The organism is Paraglaciecola marina, assembly GCF_004360155.1.
GTDB classification, from domain to species: Bacteria; Pseudomonadota; Gammaproteobacteria; order Enterobacterales; family Alteromonadaceae; genus Paraglaciecola; species Paraglaciecola marina.
Map to the genome: position 1 here is coordinate 19,349 of NZ_ML178728.1, position 13,216 is coordinate 32,564.

Annotated in this window: 8 protein-coding genes; 3 read left to right on the top strand and 5 right to left on the bottom strand. The window is 41.0% G+C overall.

Going from position 1 to position 13,216, the window contains the following annotated elements; translation table 11 throughout:
- Window positions 1-25: 25 nt before the first annotated feature.
- From EOK74_RS05580 to EOK74_RS05600, 5 genes are all read right to left on the bottom strand, one after another.
- Window positions 26-2,497 carry a TonB-dependent receptor gene (locus EOK74_RS05580; RefSeq protein WP_133468943.1) on the bottom strand — a complete coding sequence of 824 codons (2,472 nt, stop codon included), beginning with the start codon at window positions 2,495-2,497 and terminating at the stop codon, window positions 26-28.
- A gap of 201 nt (window positions 2,498-2,698) precedes the next feature.
- Entirely contained in the window at window positions 2,699-4,291 is a 1,593-nt protein-coding gene (locus EOK74_RS05585) for a tetratricopeptide repeat-containing sulfotransferase family protein (protein ID WP_239024027.1), read from the bottom strand.
- A gap of 19 nt (window positions 4,292-4,310) precedes the next feature.
- Window positions 4,311-5,204 (bottom strand): response regulator transcription factor, encoded by an 894-nt coding sequence (locus tag EOK74_RS05590; RefSeq protein WP_133468944.1) that lies wholly within the window; start codon window positions 5,202-5,204, stop codon window positions 4,311-4,313.
- Between the two features lie 42 nt (window positions 5,205-5,246).
- Window positions 5,247-6,716: an agmatinase family protein gene (locus EOK74_RS05595; RefSeq protein WP_133468945.1), complete on the bottom strand. Its 1,470-nt coding sequence runs from the start codon at window positions 6,714-6,716 to the stop codon at window positions 5,247-5,249.
- On the bottom strand, window positions 6,713-8,224 hold the full coding sequence (locus EOK74_RS05600; RefSeq protein ID WP_239024028.1) for an agmatinase family protein: 1,512 nt from the start codon (window positions 8,222-8,224) through the stop codon (window positions 6,713-6,715). Before EOK74_RS05600 ends, EOK74_RS05595 begins: the two co-directional genes overlap by 4 nt.
- 182 nt (window positions 8,225-8,406) lie before the next feature.
- Here EOK74_RS05600 and can point away from each other — a divergent pair, with 182 nt between their 5' ends.
- From can to EOK74_RS05615, 3 genes are all read left to right on the top strand, one after another.
- A complete protein-coding gene (gene can / locus EOK74_RS05605) occupies window positions 8,407-9,012 on the top strand; it encodes a carbonate dehydratase (RefSeq protein ID WP_133468946.1) in 606 nt (201 codons plus the stop codon).
- 173 nt (window positions 9,013-9,185) lie between these two features.
- Window positions 9,186-11,102, top strand: coding sequence for an alpha/beta hydrolase family protein (locus tag EOK74_RS05610; protein WP_205964528.1), 1,917 nt, complete (start codon window positions 9,186-9,188; stop codon window positions 11,100-11,102).
- 108 nt (window positions 11,103-11,210) lie between these two features.
- Entirely contained in the window at window positions 11,211-13,139 is a 1,929-nt protein-coding gene (locus EOK74_RS05615) for an alpha/beta hydrolase family protein (RefSeq protein WP_133468948.1), read from the top strand.
- The last annotated feature ends 77 nt before the right edge of the window (window positions 13,140-13,216 follow it).

Below are 13,216 nucleotides of genomic sequence, written 5' to 3' on the forward strand. Positions count from 1 at the left end.
ATGAAGATTGAGTATAGATTAAATACTACATTTCAAAGGTGTATTTAAACTTCACACCAACCGTACGAGGTGTATTCACATAATGCCCATAACCTCTGGTTAGATCATATCGGTTTTGGTTGATTTCTTGACCAAGGCCAATTTGACTTAAATCACCCCGAACAGACGTAAATGCGTACTTATCAAACAAGTTGTTGACGTAGAAGGTTACTGACCAGTCATCATCAGACAATTTAGCCGATATATTACTAAGGGCATATCCTGGTATTACCTCACCATCGTCTTTTAGGCCAACTTTCGAGTAAACATCACTTTGTGCGGTTAGACCATAGGTTAAATCAAGCGCCTTGCCCATTAGCTCTCCGTTGTATACTAGGCCAAATGCGAATGAGCTTTCTGGCGAACCAGGTAGACGGTCACCGTCAGAGCCGTCATACCAGTATTGAACGTCTTCATCAAACACACCAAATAAGAAAGGTGCATCAGCAGTTAATTCAGCCTTTGCATAAGAGTAGGTCGCATAGGCAGACAAGCTATCACTAAAGGTAGCTCTACTTGATAGTTCAAAACCTTTAGCATTTGCACCTTTAGCATTGGCTGTGTAGCCCACTGAACCGTTAATGGTAGCGCCGTTTACTTGAGCGTCGTTCCAATCTACGTTAAACAACGCCGCATTCAGGTAAAACTTATTCTTAAACCACGCAGTTTTAATACCAAGTTCATAGTTAACTGTGGTATCTGCTGAGTACAGTTGTTCATTAGGCAAAGCACAGATGATTTGAGTGTCAATTTCGTCGATATTGTCAGGGCAGGCTGCAACATCGTTAGCGCCACCAATTCTGAAGCCCTCACTAACTGTAAAGTAACCTAGCACATCGTCTGTGAACTGATAGCTAGTATTAAACTTGAATAAGTTACCATCATCTTCTGCATAAACAGACTCAAAGTCAAATTCAAGAGAGTCCGGATCACGGCCAAGAAAAGTTGTATAAAACAGGGGCAAATCTACAGCTGAAGCAGCTGAGACTTCGTACCAATATTGCCTTAAGCCTAGGGTAACGTTCCATTTATCAGAAATTTCGTAGCTTACTTCACCAAAAATGGCTTTTTCAATAGTCTCACTATTACTTTGTGAATAATACTCAATAGAATCGGGTCGTAAGAAACCACCCACCCCCCAAACTTCTATTGCAAACTCATCAAATCCTGGTGCATATTCTATGCTGTAACCGTCGGTTTCGTCTTTGTTGTAATAGCCACCCAGTATCCAACTAAAAGGGCCTTCATTGGTAGATACTAAGCGTATTTCTTGCGTAAACGTATCTCTATTAAACGCATCTTCTGTGTATGCGGCAAAAGATGGAAATTCTTCATATCCATAGCTTAAGCGGATTAATAAGTCTGTTTGGTCACGATTACCTATCGTTTCGGTACCTGTGATGCCAGTAGCAGATACCAACTCAGCAAAGCCAAGGTCAGCCTTTACTTCTAAACTTAATAAGTCGTTTGTACGCTCAAAAGGTTCTAAGTAACGATACGCAGATTCATATTTTCCAACCTGTCCGTTCAGCTCACTTTCAGATGATAGAGAGTTGTACTGAGAAATTGAACGACCTTCTAGTTCTGTATTTTGGTAGAAGTAAGTCAGTGTACTCTCAAGCCACTCGGTTGGCTTCCAAGTTAGAGCTGCTCTTGTAGTTAGGGCTTTTTCACCATTGGCATCTGCAACCGAATAAAGGTTTGCTGCCACATCATCTGGATCATCCCAATCTGGGTCGGGCAAAGAAACGCCAGGTTCTTGTACTAAGTAGTTATAATCAATAAACCCAGGGTCATTTAAGTAGTTAAGTGACATACGAAAGCCAAGTTCGTCAGTGATAAGGGGGACATTAACAATGAAACCACCCTCTGTCCCCATGCTGTCGCTTTCTGCGGTTTGAGAGAAATCACCAAATATCTCTAAAGTTGTCATATCTAACTCAACAGCATTTGGAATATAACGTATTGCTCCCCCTAAAGTACCTGCGCCATATAATGTTCCTTGTGGGCCTATGAGTACTTCGACTCGGTCCATATCAATCAAACGCATGTTCACGAGAAGTGGAATCTCTCCAACATAAGTTGCTACTGTACCGCCATTTGAACCAGGGCCAGAGGAGTTAGTATTTAATCCCCTTACGATGATAGGTGCATTGGAACGACCACCTTGGTCTGTAATGGTTAATCCTGGTGTCCACTTGGCAATATCTTCAAGCTCACTAATGTCTTGTTGCTCTATTAAATCTGGAGATATAGCCGAGATATTGATTGGAACATCTTGTACTGTTCCGGCACGACGGGTGGCCGTGACTTGTATGGTTTCTATTGCTTGGTCAGCATCTGTTGTTGCTTCCTGTGCTAGAACGTTCTGACTCGTTAACATTCCTGAGATGGGCAAAAAAGCAAGACTAATTGCCATAGCGAGTTTGCTAGGTTTGATTTTACCATTTATGTTCATGTGTGAGTCTCTTTTAGTGCTGTTGAGTTAGTTATGTGGCGGTGCAGAAAAGTACATCGTAATCAAAGGCTAGAAACGTCGAGAATGTGTACTACTATTTTTAGTTTGTTTTTTCTACAGCTTCATTATGTCGTTGGGGGAACAACTTGAGTAGTCGCATTATTACCTTAGCGTCTACGTCATTTGACGTAGAGTAGATTATTAACCAAAAATGGCCTCAATATCAGTGGTATAGGCTTGATATCGCTTCCAATTACCTATGGACTTTTGATTGATGGGCTGACGAACTTGCATTTTACTAGCAGTAGAAACCGGGGCTGTGTTGCTCTCTATCTGCAGGCATTGGGTTTGCCAATCTAGTCCACAAAAATTAATGAGCTCTGGCACGTATTGTTGAGGATTTTTGGTCAATCGTTCATATTCCAGCAGCTTAGTACCTTGGGGGTCGAATTCACTCCATGTTTGTATCCATTTTTCAAATTGCTGATAGAACCAAGCGCAATCTTCTAAACTTTGAGTGTAGTTATAATGGGGATTGTTGATAGAAAATAGCTGCCTAAAGTTACCTACACAGGTGTCTAAAGGGTTTCTGAGTAAACAGATAATTTTAGCTTTAGGAAATGCTTGGCGAATAAAAGGTAGATAGAAAAAATTGAAGGGCAGTTTATCCACAAATTTTCCCCGATTGTTGCCAATGTGGGCTGTTCGGGCTAAGTACGCTTTTGCTACTTTGGTAAAGCCCACTTTAGAACTATCTTGATATAAATTGTGGTTGAGAACTGAGTTCCCTGTGGATTGGCTGGCGTGTTTTAATAATAAACTGAAGTCTTCTAACTCGCCCCCTGATGTAACTTGGCTGTGACTTGAAAGGATCCGCTCTACTAATGTTGTGCCAGAGCGTGGCATACCCACCACAAATATGGGACGTTGGCTGTTAGACCCTGTGTTTCGATTAGATTGTTTGTTGAGGTTTTCAATACTTTTGTACAGCCCGTCAAACAGGCGTTGGTCATCTTGCCTGTTGTAAGGTAATTGCTTAGCCTTCTGTGATTTAGCTTTTAGTAAGGTCTCAAACGCTAAACCGTAGTTTTTTTGTTTTTCGTATTCCTTTGCCAATGCATGGCTCAAATGCAGTGTCACATCGATAGGAGCATTTGGGGTGCCTTCAAGCATTTTCGTAAGCTGCACTATGTGGGTATCTATGGCTTTATCTTGAGTTAAATCAGCTAATGCGAAGTGTGCTTGATGGTAATCAGGCTTTAATTTCAAAGCTTTGTTTAACGCTGTTTGTGCGGCTTGATGTTGACCACAAAACTTAGCGGAGACTGCAAAGTTATAGAGTATTTCTGGCGTGGGTTTTAAGGCAATGGCCTTTTCAAAGCACTGTAAGGCGGTTTCATGTTGTTCAACTCTACTTAGGATAACCCCTAAGGTATCTAACTCATAAAAAGAGTTAAGCTTTTTAATTTCAATGGTATTGGCGATGGAAATCACCCCATCCGAAATGCCTAATAACGAATAGGTTTTGGCTAACTCGATGCGGTATTTAGTGGTGTCACTAATCTTTATAGCCCGCTTTAACAGCTCACCTGCTTTACCGTATTGATGTATCTGAATATTGATTAAGGCCAATAGATGATATGACTGATGAAAGTTAGGGTTGGCTTTAAGAATATCCACACAGGCCAAATGTGCCCCTTGGATATCACCATTATTAAAAGCCGTTATGGCTTTTTGGTAAATATCCATGTGTGTTTTTTGTGTTTGGCCGTTAATCTGCGAAGGGCTAGACATTTAGTTGCTCACGCCTTATTTAATCTCCAGCCAATGTGCGTATGGCAATGCCCGCCGCTGTGGTTCTATTCTCTACGCCCAGCTTCACAAATACTTGTTCTAGGTGTTTGTTTACGGTGCGAGAGCCAATATTCAAAATGACAGCGATTTCTTTGTTGGTTTTTCCATTTGAAAGCCAAAATAAGACTTCGGACTCTCTACTGGTAATATTGAGTTTTGATTTGAGTTTGTCCTCACCTGAGACGGATTCTACAAAGTGGCAGATTCGAAAAGTACAATCACCGCTTTCTTGAATAGTAACTAAGGTTAGCTCACATGCGCCATTTTCATAGCTGAGCTTAAATTGTGAGCCTTCTTCAACCTTGGCATTGCTAATCTCAGTTACAAAGGGGATCAGACAATCGCTAAGCCAGTCATCGGAATGTGGAATATTTGATAGAAAGTCGTGGGTTTGTGGAGTGGCCCATAATAACTCACCAGCTCGACTCACAGAAAACAGCGTTTGCCCAATGCTGTCTAAGGCTTTTTGAGCGCTAGAGGTAATTTGGGCATTACCTATGTGGCGCTTAATTCTAGCTATTAATTCTTCTGGGTTTACGGGTTTGGTGACATAGTCGACCCCGCCGGCATTTAAGCCTTTGAGGATATTGTCTGAATCTTTTAAGCCCGTCATGAAGACTACAGGTATATGATTTAAAGCTCGATTTTGTTTTAGCTTAATACAGGTTTCAAACCCATCCATTTTTGGCATCACGGCATCAAGCAAGATTATGTCTGGCTTGATTTGTTCAGCTATGACAATAGCTTGGCTACCTTCAAGTGCAACCAAGGTGCTGATCCCTTCTTTCTCCAAAATATCGTTAATCAAACTCAACGAATCTGGAGAATCATCTACAACAAGAACGGTATACATATACTCCCAACTTTATTCAACCCAACAAGTATTAGAATAGATTTATTTACTTAATGCCAGTGAATCTAAATGATTCGCTTGGGTTTTCCCAGCTTTACGCATGGCTATACCCGTTAAGCATGCATGCATAATATAGTTGGCATTAAGGGCGGTTTTATAACTTGTATCTAAGTATGGGGCTACATCTAACATTTCGAAACCCACTATTTCTGTTTCGGCACATAGGCGGCGAACCATAGTGCGTGCTTGAATGATAGATAAGCCTCCAGGAATAGGACGTCCGGCGCCTGGCGCAAAGGCTGGATCTAATACACTCATATCGAAGGATATATAGGTTTTATCCAATTTTTTAGCTTGTTTAATGGTGGTTTCTAGGGTGTTAGCCCAGCCGTTTTCTTCAACCTCGGCCATAGTGTGGTAACTCACACCTTGTGCTAACAACCATTCCAATGCCTCTTTGTCTTGAGATGGCCCGCGAAGCCCAACTTGCACTAAATTGCTTCCTTCCAGAATATTATCGCCAAGTAAACGTGAAACACTTTGCTCGTCAGAATAATAATGTTCTAACCCTAGGGTGCCATTGTAATGGGCATCAAGTTGAACCACAGTCACATTGTCGGTGCCATAATTATCGGTTATCGCTGCAACAGTTGGGTACATAATAGAATGGTCGCCACCCACTATAAAGGGTACTGAGCCTGCTTCTATCATGCTGCTAACTTGTTCTCGAATATGTTGCACGCTTAGTTCAAGACTTAGGTAATCAGTGACCACATTGCCATAATCAGCAATATTTAGCGTGAGGCTTGGGTCAACTCCTCCGGCAATGTCATATCCATTAAGGCCGTACATACCTCTTAATACAGTGGGAGCATGCTGTGAATCCCGCCAGCCAGAACCAAGTGCTAAGGGCACGCCGACAAAAGCTACCTCAACTTGGCCTGCTATTAGGTCTTCGGGGCGTATGGCTACTGGGGCATTGGCAAATGTGGGGATACCATCTTGTTCGTGTACATATCGCTGTAAGCTAATAGGCCCAGGGCTGCGTTTATATTTATCTAAGAAAGCAGGGCGTACTATTTTACGTTTGTTGAAGCCACCTGCGCCTGTGTTCAAAGGAATACTTGCAGAGTCAGCAGCATTAGTTAAGGGCTCATCAACCCCGTTAATCAGCGTGCTAGCAGTGCCTTGGCCAGTTTGATACTTAGCGGCATTGAGTACTTCTAACATATCAGACACATATTGCTTGATGCCTTTGGCATCGCGCTGTGCTAATTGTAGCAAGACTTTTTCTTCGGTTAGGTTAAACCATTTTAGCCGACCAGGGTCCCGTAAAAAGGCTAATTCGGCCTCACTTAATAATTGCAACTTTGCACTATCATCAGGGGGTAAGTTTACCGCTGTAGATGCGGTGTCAACAGATTGCGCAGCGCACCCAACTAACAAAAATACGGTTATGGCTACTTTAATGGCTGTTAAAGGTTTATCAGATAGATAGCTTAAATTGCTCATTTCTTATCTCCATAATAATCGTCTTGACCATGGTCTGAAGACAATTCACTAATAAAGCCTTTTTCTTTGATGCCTTTTTTGTGCATAGCTATCCCTGTTAAACATGCAAACATCAAACTATTAGCATTTAAGGCACTAACGTAGGTTGAGTCTAACGCAGGCGCCAGTTCTACAATATCAAAGCCTACTAATTGAGTTTCAGCGCAGAGCCTACGTATTATGGGTATGGCTTCGCGCATGGTTAAACCACCAGAAACCGGCGTACCTGTCCCCGGTTGAAATGCTGGGTCTAACACATCCACATCAAAAGACACATAAAGATAATCTGTTTTTTCGGTGGCTTCTTTTATAACTCGGTTCATTACATCATCCCAACCACGGCGCTCAACCTCAGCCATAGTGTGGTATTTCATACCAATTTCTTTTTCCCATTTGTAATAACTTTTACTGTAATGAGCTCTTAAGCCAACTTGAATAAAGTCTTCAGGTTTTACATGGGCTTCTTTCATTAATCGGTATATGGGTTGTCCGTGACTTAAAAGGTGCACTCGCCCGCGGCCCGTATCTAAATGAGCATCAAAATGTACAACCGACACATTACCTTTACCGTAAACATCGGCGATAGCGGCAACGTTTGGATATTCTAAGGAGTGGTCACCACCAATAATAATAGGTATGGCGCCTGTCTCCGCTATTTCACGAACCATAGAGCGAACTTCTTGGACACTTCGCTCTGTGTTTAACTGGTCTATGGCAACATTTCCATAATCAACAATGTTTAATACCGAAGCTGGGGCAATCATAGTTGAAACATCTGTCCCACCTGTTCCTCTGTGTAACATACGCATGGCTCTTGGGCCATGTATAGCATCTCGCCAGCCTGAACCCATATCCAAAGGCGCACCTAAAATGGCAACATCTACTTCACCTGCTACTAAATCTTCTGGTGTAAGGGCAACTGGCGCATTGGCAAAAGTAGGAATACCCGAACGACCACCTCCGAGATATCGACCTAGGGTAATCGGGCCTGGCTCTCGGTCGGGATTCATTGATTGGGGGCGCTTTAAACGCCAAGTGTTAAAATCAGGTGAACTGGTATCTAGTTCTACCGAGGCCATATCTCGGCCTTCTTTAAATCCAATTTGATCGTATATAGACATAATAGTGTCTATATATTCTTTAGCCGTAGACTCTGATTCGGCGGTGAGTAGGTTAAATAATGCGTCTTTCTTTAATACGTCATTGGTTTTACCACTTAAAATGAATTCTTGTTGTGAAGTTGGCAAAGTGTTGATCACAGCCATTACTTCATCTGGGATATCTTCTAAAGGTTTTAATGGCATTAAACCTGGTGTGGCTGAGTCTATGTTAGAGGGAATCACGCCAGCAATGTTGGGCGTGCTTAGGGCTTTAACTTCAGCTTCATCTTGGTCTTGTGCCAACAATGAAGTTGAATGAATGTATAAGCCAATTGTTAACGTAGCTAACGTGAATTTTGTGAGTTTCATGGAAATATCTTAGCTATCTTCAGGTTGTTCTATTATTGGTAATACGAAAACTTCCTCAATTAGTCATATGACGCAGATCTATAAATTACCCAAATGTAAAGATAGCACCATGTAAGTTATCGATATTTGTCTTGTCGCTTAGGTTAGTTACTTTATACTCGCCAGCAACAATGTGAGGGTTTATGAGCGAAATCAAACAACTTCTGAGCAACAATGAAGCTTGGTCTGAACAAATAAAAAAAGATGACCCAGAGTTTTTCAATAAGCTAGCAAAACAACAAAGTCCTGAATACTTATGGATAGGCTGTTCTGATAGCCGTGTTCCAGCGAATCAAATAGTTGGCCTGTTGCCAGGTGATATTTTTGTACACCGTAATGTGGCAAATTTAGTAGTACACACTGATTTTAATTGTTTGTCTGTACTGCAATATGCGGTGGACGTTTTAAAAGTTAGGCACGTGATTGTATGTGGCCATTACGGTTGTGGTGGGGTTGATGCCGCTTTAGGCAATCAGCAATTTGGATTAATTGACAATTGGTTAGGCCATATTAAAGATCTTGCTTATAAACACCGTGAAGAGCTATCACAGTTAAATTCGCATGATAAATCTGCTCGCATGTGCGAATTGAATGTGATGGAGCAAGCCGATAATGTAAAGCGTAGTAATATTATAAAAGATGCTAGAGCTAGAGGGCAGTTTGTCCAAATTCATAGTTGGATATATAGCTTACGTAATGGCCGAGTGACCGATTTAGATAACTCACCCAAAGGCTTCAAACATGATTAATACTATAAGCTTTTAAACTCACGTCTCGAAGTTTTCTGTTTTGTGTAAGTTAGCTGCAAAATTAGATAAGACACTGCTATAAAGTTTAGGGATAAAGGTAATTAATCTTAACATTACGAAACAATTAGGGTTTAATGGTTAACTGTTTTTTTACATTTGCTGTTGGTGTTAGTATGAATGGAATTCGACTGTTAGTTTGTTATCTTAGTTTTTACTTTTGTGTTACTGATGTTTTTGCTGAGGAGCTAGCTGTTGAAAGTTTCAGTCAGTTACCAAGCCACATGCGGCCTAACCTTTCCCCTAGCGGTAAAAAAATTGCCTATATAAAGAATTATTTATCCCCCGAAGTGACAGTTTTAACGTCGGTAGATTTAGCTACCGGTAAAAAGCAGCTCCTAGTTAAGTCAGATAATGAAAAAATTAAAATAAAATGGTTTACTTGGGCAAATGAAAAAACCCTAATTGTAAGTGTTAAATATACCTCTACGCAGGGTCGTACCGACTATACCGAAACTCGGTTGCTAGCAGTAGATATTGATGGTGAAAAGCCCCTACAAAGACAAATTGCCAAACCTAAAAGAAGTCAAAGAGCTTCGCAATTTCAGGATACTGTGGTGTCATTTTTACCTGACGACCCTGAACATATTTTAGTTGCCTTAGACCTTGATAAAGCAAACTTACCAGGTGTTTATAAAGTTAATATTTATAACGATAAAAAATCCCGAGTTGTTCGTGGAAGAGCGATGATCCGCAACTGGATGGCAGACAGGCAAGGGCAAGTAAGGTTGGGTTCAGCACTAGATTACACTCATGGTGATGCTGGCATCAAAGTTCAGATTGGTGATGATAATACTTGGCATAAGATGTTTGAATACAATGCCTTAAAAGACCCTGCTATTACGCCGCTAGGCTTTGCCAAAGACCCCAATATCTTGTACTACAGTCAGTATAAAGGTGATAAAAAAGCTTTATATAAAATTGATCTTACCAGCAGAGAATCAGAGTTGGTTTTTGAAGACGAAAATTACGACGTGGACGGCTCGCTCATTTATTCCAGAAAAACCAATGATGTGATAGGTGTTTATCACTCTCAGAGTGAAGACGGCCGTGTGTATTGGGATAAATCTAGACATAAGTTTCAAAAGTCTTTGAATCGAGCTTTGCCCGGCAAAGACGTGTATCTTGTTGATTTCAGTCAAGATGAAAGTATCTATTTGCTATATACAGAAAATGACTTTACACCCGGTACTTACTATTTTGGAAACCGTAAAGAAAAGTCTTTAGTACCCGTCTTAGATCAATATCCTGCTCTGCTTCCTGAAGTATTAACCGAACATAAGTTTGTCACCTATACCGCGAGAGACGGCACGGAGCTGGAAGGGTACCTAACATTGCCTTTAGGTGCAGCAGGCCCTGTTGCTACTATCTTACATCCACATGGTGGACCCGGTGCACGAGAATACGATGGTTTTGATTATTGGACTTCGTTTTTTGCAAACCGAGGTTACGCCGTGTTTAGACCTAACTTTAGGGGGTCTACAGGGTATGGATATGAATTTGCACAGTCTCAAATGCAAGGCTGGGGCTTAACTATGCAAGATGACTTAACCGATGCAGCAAATTGGCTGGTGGATCAGAATATCGCCCTTAAAGACAAAATATGTATCGTAGGGGCAAGTTATGGTGGCTATGCTGCTGCTATGGCTGCGGTAAAAACCCCTGACTTATTTGAGTGCGCCATAAGTTTTGCCGGTGTAACCGATTTAAAAAAAATGGTATCAACCAGTCGCCGTTATTTAAATAGTAACTTTGCTAAGAAGCAGTTGGGTGCAGATTCTGAAGATTTGAAGTCTCGTTCACCTGCATACCATGCCGATAAGGTGAAGATACCCATGTTGTTTATTCATGGTGAAGATGATGTTGTGGTAGCGGTTGAACAAAGTGAAGCCATGGTGAGCGCATTACGCAGTTTAGATAAGGAGGTTGAATTTATCGAGCTAGAAAATGGCGATCATAATTTATCTATTCAGCGTAATCGTCATATTACTTTTAAGGCGATGGATACATTTTTGAAAAAGCATTTGAATTAGAGATAGCTAATAGTGCCGATAAAACAGCACTATTAGCTAATGCCAAACAAATAAGTTTTGTGTATAGTTTTGGGTTCCTTGTAGTCTTAGATGTTTGGATTTTTATTTATGAATGGAATCATCCGCTTGTGTTGTTCGGTAGTTGTTTTACTCGCTTCTTTGAGTAGTGTTGCCAAAGAGCTACCCGTTGAGAGTTTTAGTCAATTACCCTCTAATACCCGCCCTAATCTTTCTCCTAACGGCAGTAAAATTGCTTATATAAGTAACTTTTTATCGCCAGAAATTGCAGTGTTAACCACTTTCGATCTCACCACAGGGAAAAAGCAATACGTAGTTCAATCGGATAATGAAGAGATTAAAGTTAACTGGTTTACTTGGGCAAATGAGAAAACTCTTATTGTGAGTTTAAGGTTTGCCAGTAAAAGGGGTAGAACAGATGTCACTGAAACTCGTTTATTGGCAATTGACATAGATGGCGAAAAGCCCGTGCAGCGCCCATTAATTAAGCCTAGAACAGGTATTTATGGAAACCAGCACATCTCTCAGTTCCAAGATGACGTAATATCATTTTTACCCAATGAACCTGACTATATTTTAATTGCTTTAGACTTAGAAGTCGCCAACTTACCTGACGTGTATAAGCTAAATATTAATAACGGCAATAAGTCGCGTATTTCGAGGGGCAAAATGTCTGTTAGAGATTGGATGGCTGATAGGCAAGGTAATTTACGTTTAGGTGAAGCGTTAAACTATAAAACCGGTGAGGCCTCTATTCGAGTGCGGATTGGTGATGATGATACTTGGCATAAAATGTTTGAATACAATGCTTTAGAAGAGTCAGGTATTAACCCTCTTGGTTTTGCTAAAGATCCTAATATTTTGTACTACAGCCAATATAAAGGCGATAAAAAAGCCTTATATAAAATTGATCTTACCAGCAAAGAGTCAGAGTTGGTTTTTGAAGATGAAAATTACGACGTGGACGGTTCGCTCATATATTCGAGGAAAACCAATGATGTGATTGGCATCTATCATTCTCATAATGATGATGGCCGTGTGTATTGGGACGACTCTAGAATTAAATTTCAAAATGCGTTAAATAAAGCTCTACCTGAAAGTGACGTATATTTGGTGGACTTTAGCCGAGATGAAAACATTTATCTTTTATATACAGAGAATGACTTCACTCCAGGAAGATATTTTTTAGGCGATCGCAAGAATTCCTCTTTGACCCCGATTCTGAGTCAGTATCCTAACTTGGTGCCGGAAGTACTAACCGAGCATAAGTTTGTCACCTATACCGCTCGAGATGGTACTGAGCTAGAAGGTTATTTAACCCTACCTCTAGGTGCTGAAGGTCCTGTTGCTACTATTTTACACCCCCATGGTGGCCCCGGGGCTCGTGAATACGATGGCTTTGATTATTGGACTTCGTTTTTTGCAAACCGAGGCTACGCCGTATTTAGACCTAACTTCAGAGGGTCAACGGGTTATGGCTATGAGTTTGCTCAAAGCCAGATGAAAGGGTGGGGCTTAACCATGCAAGATGATTTAACCGACGCAGCTAATTGGCTGGTGGCGCAAAACATCGCCCTTAAAGACAAAATGTGTATCGTTGGAGCGAGCTACGGCGGTTATGCAGCCGCTATGGCTGCGGTAAAAACACCAGACTTATTTAAGTGTGCCATAAGTTTTGCCGGGGTAACCGATTTAAAGAAATTGGTATCAACCAGTCGCCGTTATTTAAATAGTAAATTTGTGAAAAAGCAGATTGGTGATGACTCTGCCGACTTAAAAGCCCGCTCACCGGCTTATCATGCCGATAAAGTTAAAATTCCTATGTTGTTTATCCACGGTGAAGATGATCGAGTAGTGGATATAGTGCAAAGTGAAATTATGGTAGAAGAGCTTGAAGATTTAGACAAAGATGTAGAATTTATCGAGCTAGAAAATGGTGACCACTACTTATCTATTCAACGTAATCGCCACGCTACTTTTAAAGCTATGGATGCTTTTTTGAAAAAGCATTTAAATTAGAGAAAACTTGTAGCCTTGATAAACTTGCATGATTGGCTAATGCAAAGCCAATAAGTTTTGTGTATAGTTTTGGGCTA